The organism is Bradyrhizobium sp. 2TAF36 (genome assembly GCF_052114925.1).
GTDB classification, from domain to species: Bacteria; Pseudomonadota; Alphaproteobacteria; order Rhizobiales; family Xanthobacteraceae; genus Bradyrhizobium; species Bradyrhizobium barranii.
The window spans coordinates 37,633-50,616 of the sequence record NZ_JBFRFR010000070.1 but is presented as its reverse complement, the minus strand read 5'-3'; the positions used below and the strand labels follow the sequence as shown (position 1 = coordinate 50,616).

General features: G+C 60.6%; 15 protein-coding genes. 2 read left to right on the top strand and 13 right to left on the bottom strand.

Annotated elements, in window-relative coordinates; genetic code table 11:
* Positions 1–260: 260 nt before the first annotated feature.
* Positions 261–608: a hypothetical protein gene (locus tag AB4Z51_RS33250; protein ID WP_187387974.1), complete on the bottom strand. Its 348-nt coding sequence runs from the start codon at positions 606–608 to the stop codon at positions 261–263.
* A gap of 1,138 nt (positions 609–1,746) precedes the next feature.
* On the opposite strand from AB4Z51_RS33250, the gene AB4Z51_RS33245 reads away from it, so the two are divergent.
* A complete protein-coding gene (locus tag AB4Z51_RS33245; RefSeq protein ID WP_135216624.1) occupies positions 1,747–1,977 on the top strand; it encodes a hypothetical protein in 231 nt (76 codons plus the stop codon).
* Between the two features lie 268 nt (positions 1,978–2,245).
* On the opposite strand, the gene AB4Z51_RS33240 is transcribed toward AB4Z51_RS33245, so the two are convergent.
* Both AB4Z51_RS33240 and AB4Z51_RS33235 read right to left on the bottom strand, forming a co-directional pair.
* Positions 2,246–2,455, bottom strand: a complete 210-nt coding sequence (locus AB4Z51_RS33240; RefSeq protein WP_135216623.1) for a hypothetical protein — start codon at positions 2,453–2,455, stop codon at positions 2,246–2,248.
* Positions 2,456–3,250: 795 nt separating this feature from the next.
* Positions 3,251–3,508, bottom strand: a complete 258-nt coding sequence (locus AB4Z51_RS33235; RefSeq protein WP_135216622.1) for a hypothetical protein — start codon at positions 3,506–3,508, stop codon at positions 3,251–3,253.
* Positions 3,509–4,310: 802 nt separating this feature from the next.
* On the opposite strand from AB4Z51_RS33235, the gene AB4Z51_RS33230 reads away from it, so the two are divergent.
* On the top strand, positions 4,311–5,030 hold the full coding sequence (locus AB4Z51_RS33230) for a recombinase family protein (protein ID WP_343287561.1): 720 nt from the start codon (positions 4,311–4,313) through the stop codon (positions 5,028–5,030).
* A 65-nt stretch (positions 5,031–5,095) separates the two neighbouring features.
* On the opposite strand, the gene AB4Z51_RS33225 is transcribed toward AB4Z51_RS33230, so the two are convergent.
* The 10 genes from AB4Z51_RS33225 to AB4Z51_RS33180 form a co-directional block, all read right to left on the bottom strand.
* Positions 5,096–5,254, bottom strand: coding sequence for a hypothetical protein (locus tag AB4Z51_RS33225; RefSeq protein WP_167768291.1), 159 nt, complete (start codon positions 5,252–5,254; stop codon positions 5,096–5,098).
* A gap of 327 nt (positions 5,255–5,581) precedes the next feature.
* Positions 5,582–7,753 carry an AAA family ATPase gene (locus tag AB4Z51_RS33220; protein ID WP_441498805.1) on the bottom strand — a complete coding sequence of 724 codons (2,172 nt, stop codon included), beginning with the start codon at positions 7,751–7,753 and terminating at the stop codon, positions 5,582–5,584.
* Between the two features lie 188 nt (positions 7,754–7,941).
* Entirely contained in the window at positions 7,942–8,163 is a 222-nt protein-coding gene (locus tag AB4Z51_RS33215) for a hypothetical protein (protein WP_441498804.1), read from the bottom strand.
* A 32-nt stretch (positions 8,164–8,195) separates the two neighbouring features.
* On the bottom strand, positions 8,196–8,498 hold the full coding sequence (locus tag AB4Z51_RS33210; protein WP_135216619.1) for a hypothetical protein: 303 nt from the start codon (positions 8,496–8,498) through the stop codon (positions 8,196–8,198).
* Entirely contained in the window at positions 8,495–8,680 is a 186-nt protein-coding gene (locus tag AB4Z51_RS33205) for a hypothetical protein (protein ID WP_135216618.1), read from the bottom strand. The genes AB4Z51_RS33210 and AB4Z51_RS33205 overlap by 4 nt, the downstream gene beginning before the upstream one ends.
* Positions 8,677–8,976: a hypothetical protein gene (locus tag AB4Z51_RS33200; RefSeq protein WP_135216617.1), complete on the bottom strand. Its 300-nt coding sequence runs from the start codon at positions 8,974–8,976 to the stop codon at positions 8,677–8,679. Before AB4Z51_RS33200 ends, AB4Z51_RS33205 begins: the two co-directional genes overlap by 4 nt.
* A gap of 417 nt (positions 8,977–9,393) precedes the next feature.
* Complete coding sequence (locus AB4Z51_RS33195) at positions 9,394–9,618, bottom strand: hypothetical protein (protein WP_135216616.1); 225 nt, start codon at positions 9,616–9,618, stop codon at positions 9,394–9,396.
* A gap of 105 nt (positions 9,619–9,723) precedes the next feature.
* Complete coding sequence (locus tag AB4Z51_RS33190) at positions 9,724–10,416, bottom strand: hypothetical protein (RefSeq protein ID WP_135216615.1); 693 nt, start codon at positions 10,414–10,416, stop codon at positions 9,724–9,726.
* 242 nt (positions 10,417–10,658) lie between these two features.
* The gene (locus AB4Z51_RS33185; RefSeq protein ID WP_135216614.1) at positions 10,659–10,949 is read right to left on the bottom strand and encodes a hypothetical protein; all 291 of its coding nucleotides are present in this window, start codon (positions 10,947–10,949) and stop codon (positions 10,659–10,661) included.
* Positions 10,950–11,013: 64 nt separating this feature from the next.
* Complete coding sequence (locus AB4Z51_RS33180; protein ID WP_441498803.1) at positions 11,014–12,312, bottom strand: site-specific integrase; 1,299 nt, start codon at positions 12,310–12,312, stop codon at positions 11,014–11,016.
* Between the last annotated feature and the right edge of the window lie 672 nt (positions 12,313–12,984).

Sequence of the window (12,984 nt, the reverse complement as noted above, 5' to 3'; positions counted from 1 at the left end):
GGATAAGTATGGCCGGCCGGTCCGCAGCCACCTGATCGACGGTCGGGGCCCTCGGCAGCCAATAATCTGCAACAAAGAGCAGTGCGAGCAACACTGCTCCGACCTTCCAGAAATATGCCGCCAGTGGCATGTCGGTCGCTCCGGTGCGCCCCCGAAACATTGACCTGGGCTCGTCCTGCTACGTCGTCTGTTACCTGCTGCAAGATGGCCACAAGCTGCTTGATATAGATCAAGCGCGTTCGATCGCTCGCCAACGCGCTCTAACTGCAGCCGGTAATGCGCGCAACTGCCTTCATGTACTTGAGATGAAGTGCGGCGTCACCTCCGTCTGACGGAGAGTTGCGAGCGGTCAGGCGATCCGAATTCAAACAGGTCTCAAGATCGAACCTGATATGCGAGCACCATCCCAGGGCGCTCTTCTCTGCCTCTTCCTTGGAGGGGCCAAACCCCACAAAGGTCTGAACGTGCCCGGCCTCGCCGTCCGCCGTCGATACGAGATTGATTTCCGAGATGTAGAAGGACGAACACTGGGCGGCCTGGGGCTCGGCGCGTGTCCCCTGGATCACCCCGAGAGCGACAATGGTCGTCATGAGGACGGCTCGCTTCATTTTCTCCTCCTACAAAGCGAATCCATTGCGGCTATCCATCTGATCGCGACAACTCTCCTGGCTGTCCGATCGGACAAGCCAACCAACGCCAATCGCCGCTCAGGGACTTGAGATAGATCAAGCTCGGCCCGACGACGGGACGCAGGTTTCGCTAGGGTCTGGTTGCCAAGGTGACAGATAATGAGTGACCGGATCCGCAGTCCTCTTTGCGTTGGCCTTGCCCTCGCGGCCAGCATGATTGGGTCAAAAGCGCCGTTTTGGCTACGGCCCGCGCACTTCCGGTCTGCACCGCTAATCGGACGTACTCGGTGTCGGCAGCCACTTCGCAAAAGGGCCACAACCGGGCCAATGCACCGCAGCGAATTGGAATGCTCGGCAGCAGCAGCGTGGGGTCATTTAAAGAATTCGGGCTGGTGATAAATCGGCTCCCAGCCCGAACTATTCGCAGGCTCCCCACATTACAGTGCCAAGGGGCACACCGTTATCGATCCAGGTTCATTGCCTGGGCCGTTCAGCCCGATGCGGCGCCGACTGATCAATTAAACGACGTGGGTTCGCACGGGGGTCTGGTGTAGGGGTCCGACGCATATGCGCCGACGTCCGGAGCGCGGACGCAGTCGCGCCCATCAAGGGCGCCACGCGGGGCGCTGACATCGGACCTCGCGACGTGCCGATATTCCCGAGCCATCAGGGGCGTGGTCAGTATGGATGCGGCGATCAGCCCAGCCGACAGAACTTTGAATCTGGTCAATTCAGTTTCTCCATTGGATACAGAAGCCAAAACATTTTGGCGTCTGCTTTGGAAATGGGTGGAGCGACCGGTGGCTTAAATTGAAATATTTGTTCATGGTCGTTTACCACTGCGCGAGGTCGGCGGAGGCATCGATCACAAATTCCGGCCCGCGCTCGTCACGCGCCGTTGCGCGTGTACGCGCCATCGGCGACTAAAATTCTATTCACAGTCCGGAGAGAGTTTTTCAACGGCTTGCGAAACGCGGCCGGTTGCCGACATCAGCATCACGCCGATCGACGAAGCGTGATTGCGCCACCCCTGCGCGAGGGGAATGCCAACGCCTAACTGTCATTCATGTCAATGGACAGCACGCGCATCGTGCACGCCAGTAAACAAGAGGATACCATGACCAGCTTCAACTTTTTGGGCGCAGCGCTCGTTTGTTCCGCGCTCCTTGCGACGCCCGCCTCGGCATGGGAACCCGCCGCGGCATTAGCCGCGGACCCGACCTTCTCCATCTATTCGGGCATGCGTGGCGACATCAATTCGGGCATGCATGGCGAGGCATCGGGACTGTCAGTACGGCCACATCGCGGAAATCATACCACCGGCGTCAAGCGCTTTCGATCGCGCTGATCGCCCGGATACCAAACCTGCACCAATCTTGTCCGCTATGCCCGACTGARCAGACTTTAACGGGAGCCGCCGCCACTTGCGCTCCTTTCAGATCAATCCAATCAGGATGAAAAGAGCGACCTCTGTCAGGAAAGTGGCACTCATAATGGCGACCGTAAGGAACGCGTCGCCCGCTGGTAGAGGGGTCATAGCATGCCTCGCGCGCTGCGACGACTGGAACCGGTTCTGGCTCTCTGCCCGCGCCAACACCCTTGCCCATCGCGCTCCGTTAATAAGCACCACGCCGCACGGCGCGACGCGTATAGCGGTAATCGCGACGGTCGACACGACGCGCCGTCACGCGGGCGCGCCGGTACGTGACGGCCTGCGCTTGATCAACGCTTAACTCCAAGCCGCGCGGTGTCACCTGCGGCGAGACCGGAATGATCGCCAACATCACTGCTGCAAACAGCAGTCCGACAATCGAGGAGACTCTCATTGCACCTACTCCCTATTGTCCACCATGGCCGTGTCACCAACAAAAGCTGTCTGGTCTGTGTGCCTATTTGTCTTCTCGGCCTGAGATCGCCCTATTCCGCCAGGATAGAGCGCGAGAGGCTCCAACTGAGGTCGCCTTAGGGCCTGTTCCGGCAGAGAGAACCAAGCCGCCTAAGAGTGCATCGTCTCTTTCTGCGGCTCCATATCGGAGCTTGCAGCATTGGACACGAAAAGGTCGCGCAGGATGTTCTTTTTTATACACCCCGGTTGATTTTCTTGCGGCCAGCCGCCCGTTGCTGCGCGGCGAAACAACAGCCATCACGAGCAGGCGCGGCTTCCGGTTTGGGTCATTTGCGTCGGTTTAGGCGATGACTGAGGACTTCTGCTCCACCCTCATAAACAGACATCGTGACCGCCCCTGGCAGCGCCCTCACACTGGCYAGCAGCCAACGTTAGTGGCGGGTCGAAAAATGTTAGTCCCAGTCGCAATTACTTCGGTCGCCCGTCATGCCGGACGAAGCAGGCCTCGTCGCAACTCCGTGATTGTGGAAAGTCCAAGGATAGATGCGGCACTATTGGGACCGCCGTTGAACACCGCGTCTCAACGCGCTTATCGCCTCAATTATCTAGCCGCCTTATCGGAGCGAGAAGGCAGTCGGTGATTACTGACCCACCGGAGCTGCAGGCGGTCCGCGGGAGAGACCTTTGTCGGGGTTCGTGCGATTGTCAACGACGACGCGCGTCGGCCGCAAGCCACCACGCCCAACCGTTGAAGTCCAGTTGTGCAATCGTTGATTTACGGAACTTCGCGGCGCGAGAAGTGCGTTTCCAAATTGGCGCGCGGGATCATCTGATCTGCAATCGTGAGCGCCGGACCATGAGCAGCAAGAGTTTCAAAGGTCTCGGGCTGATATTGACGACCAGCCGCGTCAGTTATGTACACGTCCCAACCAGCGTCGTGGAGCGCGAGCGCGCGCTCGACTGCTGAACGAGAACCAATTCTCAATGTCTGTTGGACGTTTCCGTCCTTTGACGAGTGGATCGTGAAGGTCAAGGCCACCTCCTCGCTTCCCTGCAGATGGAGCCCAACACATCGAGCAAACAACAACAAGAAAATTGCATCTCGCAACGCGGTAGCTGATTGAGTAAGCGCAAACACCAACCGGCGCGGTAACGGCGTATCCTCCGTCGGGCGTGGGCGCCTTTTGTGCTAGAGTATGCGCGTGACGCCAGCGCTGGGCGCCGCCAAAAGGAGGGGGTAGGGTCACCCCGCACACCATTGCCCCGAAAGAAAGTCCCAACCGATTTGCGGTCGCTGGCGCGGGGGCACACCCGCGCTATGCGTCAAGGTGCTCGCCGGGATCGTCAGCCAAGAAGGCGTGCCACCGGCCGCGCGCGTGGCGGCGGCAGGTATTCTGTTGGATCGCGGCTGGGGCCGACCGATCCAGCCGCATACTGACGAGGCCGGCGGGCCGCATCGGATCATAATCCGTCAGATCACCGACGCCACCAGCGAGGCCGAGCCGGTAGAGCCTCGCCATCTCCCCTCGCACCCCGGCGAGCGTATCCAGCGCCATTGCATTGCGGGGTGTAACCGGTACAGGAGTCCCATCGACCTTCGATCCCGACCTATGGCCCCGGGGGTCACCCACCCCCTTGGCGATTTCGCGGAGCCTGATCCTAGCGGCGCCCCGGTTCGCCATCAAAATGCCTGATGAGTTCCGCCAGGCGCTGGCCAGCTTCGCCATCCGGTCGCACTGTGCAGCGCTGGTGGTCGGTCAGTGGTCAGTAGCTGCGCACAATGAGCACATCTCCCAAAAACCTCCACTCGGAGCATTGCCGGATCGCGCCAGCTATTGCATTTCGACCTGGCTTTGTACCATATGGAGGTTGGTTCACACGGTACACGAAGCGCCATGTCATCGGAGATTGTTGCTTACTACCGCGTCTCGACGCACAAGCAGGGCCGGTCAGGCCTGGGCCTTGAGGCACAGCGCAGGGCTGTCACACAGTTCGCCACCAGTGAAGGCCTGAAGATCGCCCAGGAGTTCATCGAGGTCGAGACCGGCAAAGGTTCGGACGCTCTGAACAAGCGCCCACAGCTCGCCGCTGCACTTCGTACGGCCAAGCGGCTGAGGACCGAGATCGTTGTTGCCAAACTCGACCGCCTGTCGCGCGACGTCGCCTTCATCGCAGACCTGATGAGCAAGAGGGTGCCATTCATCGTCACCCAACTCGGCAGGAACGTCGATCCGTTCATGCTGCACATCTATGCTGCCATGGCCGAGAAAGAGCGCGAAACCATCGCCCAGCGCACCAGGGATGCTCTCCAGGCTGCAAAAGCACGCGGTGTGCAGCTCGGCGACGCCGGGTTGGGGGCAAAGAACGCGGCCGCTGCAGCAGCTCGTGACGCTGGCCTGGTCGACATCCTGCACGAGATCGGCTGGGAACTACCCTACCGCGAGATCGCGGACGAGCTGAACGAGCGCAAGGTGCCTGCGCCTCGGCGCGGCACTTGGTCGGCAATGTCGGTGATGCGAATGTTGAAGCGGCTCGGCCTGCGCGACCAGGAGTGAATCCTTCGATGCGCCATATTAGGCGCTCAGAGGGAGGTGCTGGTTGGCTTGTCGGATGCCAGACGTCAATCCTGGTCGCGGCACTCGCCAATTTGCCGGATGATGACGCGGATGTCCTTGTCGTCCACGCCTGTGTGCGCTTGCGGCGGCTTACCCCAGCCGCGATCCAGCAGAACGCTGGCGGCCTGCACGCGCGCGGCGGGTGAATATTCTGGCTGGCGCATGATCGCGGCGAGGTGACGAATAGCCTCCGCCGAATATGTCCGGCACAATGACCGTATGTCCGTTGGTATTGCTTTGCGTGCCAATGGTTTACCGGGTGGGTACCCCTCCCGCTGATGCCCAAGTTCATTGGGCTCTAGACCCCAGTATAACTCAGTTCGTCCTAAGCCGCGAATGCTGTACAGCGTCTCGCGCACCGTTTTGAGTAGCCAGCCAGGGGGGCGTAGCTCACTGCGAACGAACGTACGAATGTGTGGACAAACGTTTGTTCGTTCGCAGTGGAATGCGAATTGTGCGAATTTTTCTCACAATAATTCGCGTTCGCACCTTCAGGCTCCAGTCCGCTTCAGCCAGTCAAGCTCGGTTTCCTCGACCAACCAGAGATAGTCCACGCCTTCGATTTCGCGTGAGCAAATCAACAACCGCTCCCGCGCATCCTTCATGGCGCGGTTGAAAGCACTGCGCTTGACGGCATCTCTAGCCCGCTGATCCTCATTATCAGCCGGATAGCTGGCAACGAACTCAGTCCGTACTTGCTCGAGGGTTACAGCGTGGACTTTCGGTCCGTCGTTGCCATAGGGGAAGAGGTCCCGGCAGTACTCGATGACCACAGTTTCCATGGCGCTGCGGAGGATCCGCAAGGTCTTGGTCCAGCTCTCCTTACCGCTGGTGCCCTTGCCGGTGTCGTTGCGCTCCGGCTTCCAATCGATGGCACAGGTGGTTTCGCCGTCGCCGAGATCGACCTCAACCAGGTTGAACGGAAATTCGACACCAGACTTGCCGTTGCGCAATTTTCTGACCTTCATTCTAGTGTTGCTGATGCTACCGCCGACGTCACGATCAGCCAGCATCGCCAGCACTAGGTCGCTGGCGTCTTCCTTGTTGCTGGAACCCTTGGTGCCGACTTCGATATTCTTGCCGAAGTGATCGACGACCAGCACGAACGCGCCGGTCTTCTGGCTAAGACCTCGCAGCCCGTTCATAACCTGCTGGGTTTCGGCGGCGCTGTTGGCATCCTGGAAATCGACTGAGGCCATCATGGTATCAATGATGATGCAAACCAACGGTACCCCGAATTTCTCGAGCATTTGATTGTTAACGGTCCCCGCAATGATAAGCAGCTGTTCAAATCCAGCCTTGGTGTTGAACCGAACCGGCTCCTCGATCCATACCAGCGGCAGATGGTTGACGTCGGCCTCGATCGGGTTGCCCGCAGCTGATGCAACAAACGCTGCGGCGCGAAGCTTGTGCTCGACACCCTTAAGCCGGGTGCGGACTTCGTCGCCACCTTCAGCAGCAACAAACAGCACGCCACCGGGCCGGGCGATCTCGCGGCCGGCGAACGGCATGCCCGATGCAATCGATGCGCTGAGATCGAACGCAGCGAACGTTTTGCAAGCGCCCCATTGACCGGACATCAGGCCGATTCCCTTTCCCGGGATCAGTTTCTCGACCAGCCAGGAATGGGCCGGCCGGGTGTCAGGTTCGCCGTGCCAGAAGAGATCGACGGTCGGCGCCGGATTGCTGGAAGGAGCAGATCCTGTCTCGTCAGTGAGATCCGGGTGGGGCTTCAGTTCTCCGCCGCCCAGGCCGGATGCCAACGTGGCACGCGTGGCAGCTTCGCCATCGTCGGCCACCAGCCGGCACGCGACGGCCGCCGCAAACAACCGGCTTTCAACCTCGTCTCGGTTGATCCAAGCGCGCGCGCACATGGTGCCAAGCCGGAACGCCACGGCATTGAGCTTGTCATTGCGGCCGGAATCCGGAGCCATGGCGGACAGCTCGGCGATGCAGCCTTGCAGCGCAGCCAGTGCATATTTGCGCTGGCGGCTGCCATAGATTGAGTCGAATTCGTCGTTGCTGTCGCCTTTAGCATGTTGCGCAAGGTTGGCTTCGCGTACTTCTTCCGTCCAGCCCTGCTGCGCGCGCATGATATCAGTAGCCTTGGTGACAAATTCCCGCGCTAGAGCTTCGGTGAGTTCCGGCAGATCGGCACGAGCCACATCGCCGGGTTCGCCGCCGTGCCAGGAATAGGGATTGCCGGTGCCTGGATGGGTACCGAGCACAACAATTTGCTGGCCGTTACATAGTACCTCGACGCGGTGCCGCGGCGCCRTCGGTGACATGAAGACCGGCGTCGAAATCTTTCCGAACGGGGTTTCGGTTCGAAACAACGCGGCACGTTTCGGCGCCTGACCAAAGCGCACCATGCCGCGAGTGCCAATCAAGTCCCACAGCATCATCTCGATCGCCTGCGCGACGTCCGGATCATAGACGTCGATATCTACCGCCGGGGTGGTGCGCGTCAAAATCCCGGTGTTCAAGGCCGTCGGATATTGATGAAACCAGCCGTCGATCTCGCCTTCGTCGGCGACAATATTTTGCCAACCGGCGATCGGCGGCTTTTTCCCTTCAGTCGGAAGCGGCAAATAACCAGCCTGTAGCAGGCGCTTGCGCTGCGTCGTGGCGGCGTCCAGAATCTGCCAGCCTGCGAGTTGCATAGAATTCTCGTCAAGAATGGGGGGCCGTGTCAGCACGGCCCCGCCAGATTTTAGAAATTGATCGTGTCATTCAGATCAGAAGTGCTGGTCGGCTTCAGCGGACGCACCCGCACGCCTTCTTTGCCAAGCGTCGTCATTTCAGCGTAGAGCTCGACTTCCATTCCGATCCATTTGGAATGGTCCTTGCCTTAGGCAGCCGCCAGCTTTTGCGCGTTGGTCTTGTTCAACACGAGCGCCTTTTCGACGCCGTCGAAGTAGACGAGGTATTTGCGCTTGGTACTGCCGTCCTTCTCCTTCAACTCGACCAGAGCTACCTTGCCGATCCGGCGGAGCCACGTTTCGCCATGCAGGTCGGGCGCAGAGAAGTATTTGCTCCCGTATAGATCATCGAAGTCAGATACGTTTGACATGTTCAGTTTCCTCTCATGTCGGGTTCAGGGTGCTAACATTGCGGCCGCGCGTGCACCCAAAGCGTGGTCGCATTCGCTTGCGCGAATTCCGGATTGCGGATCGTGATGGGTTCGGGAGGCCAACCGAACTGGCTGATCGTTTCCATCAGAAAATCGGCGATCGTTTTCGGCAGCCATCCGCGATGGCGGTCGCAGGTTGCGCAATGCAGGCTTGCGACATGCGGCCCGGCGGCTTTCCCGACCACGACGACGGCTTGGCCGCATACGCCACACGGAACGTCTTTCGACCGTTCGAGCCGAATGCGTAACCCTGCCAGCAGCGGCGCGTCCATCATCTCGCACCTCGAAGTAAGCGCTTGCCCGTCAATACCGCCAGCGAAGCCTCGGCGGTTTCGGCGGTTCGGGCCACGACCGCATCGCAGTCGCTCAACCTCGACTTCTCGAAGATCGCATCGGTGATTGCTTCAAGCGGCGCGCGCTCGTGGGCTTTGGCGAATGTGGTTTGGGCCTCGGTCATGGCACGGCATTCCAATGCCGCTTGACGATGTGGAAGTAGCCAACCATTCCCGGTGCGCCGCCGCGAATCTCAAAGTCGGTCCCAGCCAGCGCGTCGTTGATCTGGTGAATGTGATTGCGGACGTTGACGGCGCTTGCCCGGCCGTTGAAGCAGATCGCGTTGATGTCCTCGATCGTGATGCCGTTCGAATCGGCGCGTTTGATTACGTCGAAGATGTGCGCCTTGAGCGGCGATAGCCGAACCCCCGCGCGCAGTTCCGGCAGTGGCTGATGACAATGGGAACACAACTTCATCATGCTGCGCCCCCATCAGCGTCGTGGAAGCGTTCGGCGGCCAGGGCCTTGATGTCGGCGTGAACGATCGGAGCGGTATAGGTGGACGACATGACGCGCGTCTCCGTTCGCGCTCCCTGCGGAGCACGTGTTGCTGGGTTGATATTCCTTTCTGATTGCACTGCTGCTCGTGGACGGGATTAGAGCCGGGCTCTATAACCGAGGTCTTCTGACGTCCTCGTTTTCCGTCCTCGTCTTTGGACCGCTGCGCCCCTCCCTCTCCAGAAGGGGGCGCTCGCGGTTTTGGGGACACCTCCTTTCGTTGTGGTGATCGACAGCCGGCAAGGCGGCTGATCGGCGATAACGGGGACTCTCCAAGCACCCATTATCTCCGGCATGGCCCCGCACTCGCGGGTCAGCGCCGACTGGATTTCGCGCTTCTCACGCCGCCTCCGACTTGTTGATCGGCTGGATTAGCGCGCGCGCGTATTTTAGGAACGTGTCTGGAGTGAATAAATCTCGTGGGCCAAACCGTGCGGCCGGCTTGGGGCCGACGCCCTTCATGCAGTCCTTATCGACGCGGCTTTTAGTGAGCGGAATGCCTTCGGCGTTCGCTAGCTCGACCCCCTGCCGGCGCGTCACGAAGCGCTTAGTGGTTTCTCGCATACGCAGTCTCCTTCGCGGACATGAGTTGCAACGATGCGAAGGTAGATCGAAGTGTGTTGTGACAGAATAACTATGGACAAAACCTATCCCTCGCAGGGATAGGTTTCACCCATACAGGGCTTTGCGGACTGGGCGTTCCAAATTGGCGCCAATGCCTCGCTTCTCGAGCAGCGGCGCGAGAGCGGCTTGGCACAAGTCCAAAAATGGCCCGCTGGTTCTTTTGGTGAGGCCATCATAGCTCAGCGTAGGTTCGCGAACAGCGTACCGAGTCCAGATCTCGCGGAGATCGGTGATTGCCTGCTGGATTGCTTCCTGTTTCGGTCTGCCGCCCTTGCTTTTGCCGATGGCTTCTTCAACGTGAGGCACCCAGCGCGCGAGGCTCTCCACGCCGTCGAGCGCGCGACCGACGCGCCCCCTGGCCAAGCCGCTTGGCCACCCGTCAGGGGGCGGCTCCGTGTCCTGATCCCAGGGATCAGATTCAGCGGCAGCGAGGATGAGCTCGCTGGTGTCCGTGTCCAATTTGCTCAAGGCGACGCGAAGCTCGGATAGTGGCCGCGCGACAGCCTCGATCGCGGCCCGTTTCTCCGGGCTACCGGGGCGTCCTTCATAGTGTAGGGAGGCGTTCAGACGTCCGAGGGTGTTCCGCAAGGCAATCCCAAAGCGACGCAGCTTCTCGCCGCGAAGAGAACCTATGATGCCCGCCAATTCGCAAATCTTAACGTCACCATAGAGGGACGAGACATCCAGCAGTTCGATGCCTGCTGGCTGCCATTGGCTGGCCGGCCGCTTCTTCGGCATGGTGCACCTCGCAAGCGCTTCGCACGAGAGACGCGCGGCGACCGGGTGCGAAATCCGGCTTGTCGGCCCGTCGGCCTAGCCGCGCCGAGCGGGGATCTTAGGCAGTAACCGCGAGCCGCGCCAAGACGAGATTTGGCCGCAACGGGTGCCCCCACAGCGAACAGACTGTTCTGACGTGCCACACCGAACGCGCTCGACTTGACTGTCCGGTTCCGGCCGGAGAGCCAAAGTCGATAGGTGGCCTACTGCTCGCGCTTGGCGCGGGCTTTCTCGGGGGACGCTGTGCTGGCGGCTTCGCGCTCGGCACGCCATTTGGCGGCGGCTTCGAACGTGATCAGCGTCCGAGTTCCGATCTTCATCTCGCGCGGGGTAAGGCCCCGGTTTTGCTTTTTCATTTTGTAAAACATGCCCTCGGAAATTCCGTGGGCTTCGCAGAACTCGGGAATCGACAACGCCAGGCGGGGCGTTGGCTCCTTGGGTGCTAGTTCCTTGCCTGCACTCGGCTTTCGACCACAGACTTCCGGACGGGCCATCCTGTTGTCCACTGAACTGCGCTTCATGTGGCCAGATGTTTAAACGGGCAGAGTAAAACTCGATTTAACCAAGCTTTAAGGAATATGAAGCGGCTGCGAGATGGCTCGCCGCGCTCCCCGAGAGCGCGACGACATTCTCTCCGACTGGCGACTCGGGCCGCAACAGTGCGTGGCGCGAGACGTCATCGGAGTGCTCTGTGATATACCTCGAATAATGCTTTTCGATCATCGCGACGCTGGTGTTGTGCAGCGATGCCACCAGCCGGATCGGCACATTGGCCAACAACATCCTGACGATCGACGAATGCCGTAGCGCGTACATCGTCACCTCGGCGGGATCGAGCCCGATGGCTTTGACGACGTTGTCAACCTGCCGGTGGCAATTCTGGCCCGGGCTCTTATCCCACTCCCGGCCGTCGCTCTGCAGCAGCAAGGGCGCATCGTCGGCGCGGCCCTTCGCTGCCGCCTTCAGCTTGGCCGCGAGCTGCACGGTGATCGGCACCGAGTAGCGTTCGATCTTTTTCTGGCTGCGGTTTCTGCCGCCGCCCTTCGCGCTCTTCGGCATCGACAGTTTCGGCCGCACCGGATGGTCGTGCAGATCCTCGACGCGCAGGCGCACGGCTTGGCTCGGCCGCGCGCCGGTCACCGCCAGCGTATCAATCAGCAGACCAAACTCATGATCGATGCCGTACGCGGTCGCGACGAAGCCGCGCACCTGGTCGTCCGAGAGGACGACGTTGCGCACCTCTGTCGCGTCCGGCAGACCGGCGAGCCCGATCTCCCACGCATCGCGGTTCTTGATGCGCTCATCGTGCTCTGCCGCCAGCGTCAGCGCCGCGCACACGCACCGGCAGAGCCGGTTGATGGTTGACGGCACCATCTTGCCCAGCAGGCCGTCGCGCCATGACTTCAGGTCTTTCGACGTCAGTAGCGTCACAGGCTTCGCCAGCAGGGCGCTGGTGAGGTGCAAGCGTGGGTGCTCGGCGTTGTAGGGGTTAGCGCTGCGCGCCTCCAGATCGCGCTTGTAGGCCTTCAGCGCGGCGTCGATGGTGAGCGGCGCGGTGTCGGCGCTGCCATCCTCGCCGCGCGCGAGCTTCTTGGCTGCGTCTTGCGCCTGATAGAAGGTCAGTACGTTCCTGCCGTCGGCATTTTCGAAGTCGTCGGCGAGCGCAAAGCCTTTGGTCCAGTAAGCGCCGTGGCCGTCGCTGGCCTTCAGCACCCATGTGCCGTTGGTCGCGTTGCGGCGGTACATCAGCGAGATGCCGCGCGCTAGCGTCGGGCCGCTGTACGGCCTGCGGCGAATTTTCAATCGCAGTCGTGCGCTGCGACTTTCCAGTGCGCTGAAGCTGACCTTGCGTGCCAAGATGGTTTCCCCGTTCCCGCGAAGTGCCGCGATCGTGTCTGTGAAGCCTCATGGAGGCGCATGACACGTTATGGGGATATTGCGCGGTCTATCAATAGCTTGCGGACTCCACACCGCTCCATAGAACTTCATACGACTCTTTGTTTTTCCCTGCGCAGTGGCTGGAACGGCTTATGTCGTAGCTCTCCCCGGGGAGCGATGCACTATTGCCCCCGTCGCCGTTGCGGATGACTGATGCGCATGCCCGGTCGGGCTGCCACATCACCGCAAGACTTGGCGCACAGACCCCGGGCGCCAGGACGACACGATTTGGCCGTACGCCGATCACATCTGTCGTTGGCGCGAGGTCTTCGCTCACGGTCGCCCGCCCTGCGAAGCTTTTCGTGCCGATGTGACCTGCGTCCACCGCCGCCCGGCCCGCGTTCGTGACGATCGCGATACGCCCTCTTCCTTGGGCCGGGCTGCGGCGACGGATACGCCGTTTCCGAATTTCGATAAAGCGGAATATTTTCGCGAGTACACATTGACCGAGAGTTTGAGTGTTTTGCCCGACGGGCAACGCAAGGTCTTGTAGACTGAAGATCTTGTAGCCCGGATGGAGCGAAGCGTAATCCGGGGTTTGCGCCCCCCGGACATAGTGGCCCCGGATTTCGCTTCGCTCCATCCGGGCTA

Excerpts from the sequence above, each read along its gene's own strand:
- AB4Z51_RS33250 (WP_187387974.1), bottom strand. The coding sequence starts at position 608 with ATGAAGCGAGCCGTCCTCATGACGACCATTGTCGCTCTCGGGGTGATC.
- AB4Z51_RS33245 (WP_135216624.1), top strand. The coding sequence starts at position 1,747 with ATGACCAGCTTCAACTTTTTGGGCGCAGCGCTCGTTTGTTCCGCGCTC.
- AB4Z51_RS33240 (WP_135216623.1), bottom strand. The coding sequence starts at position 2,455 with ATGAGAGTCTCCTCGATTGTCGGACTGCTGTTTGCAGCAGTGATGTTG.
- AB4Z51_RS33225 (WP_167768291.1), bottom strand. The coding sequence starts at position 5,254 with ATGCGCCAGCCAGAATATTCACCCGCCGCGCGCGTGCAGGCCGCCAGC.
- AB4Z51_RS33215 (WP_441498804.1), bottom strand. The coding sequence starts at position 8,163 with ATGTCAAACGTATCTGACTTCGATGATCTATACGGGAGCAAATACTTC.
- AB4Z51_RS33210 (WP_135216619.1), bottom strand. The coding sequence starts at position 8,498 with ATGATGGACGCGCCGCTGCTGGCAGGGTTACGCATTCGGCTCGAACGG.
- AB4Z51_RS33205 (WP_135216618.1), bottom strand. The coding sequence starts at position 8,680 with ATGACCGAGGCCCAAACCACATTCGCCAAAGCCCACGAGCGCGCGCCG.
- AB4Z51_RS33200 (WP_135216617.1), bottom strand. The coding sequence starts at position 8,976 with ATGATGAAGTTGTGTTCCCATTGTCATCAGCCACTGCCGGAACTGCGC.
- AB4Z51_RS33195 (WP_135216616.1), bottom strand. The coding sequence starts at position 9,618 with ATGCGAGAAACCACTAAGCGCTTCGTGACGCGCCGGCAGGGGGTCGAG.
- AB4Z51_RS33190 (WP_135216615.1), bottom strand. The coding sequence starts at position 10,416 with ATGCCGAAGAAGCGGCCGGCCAGCCAATGGCAGCCAGCAGGCATCGAA.
- AB4Z51_RS33185 (WP_135216614.1), bottom strand. The coding sequence starts at position 10,949 with ATGGCCCGTCCGGAAGTCTGTGGTCGAAAGCCGAGTGCAGGCAAGGAA.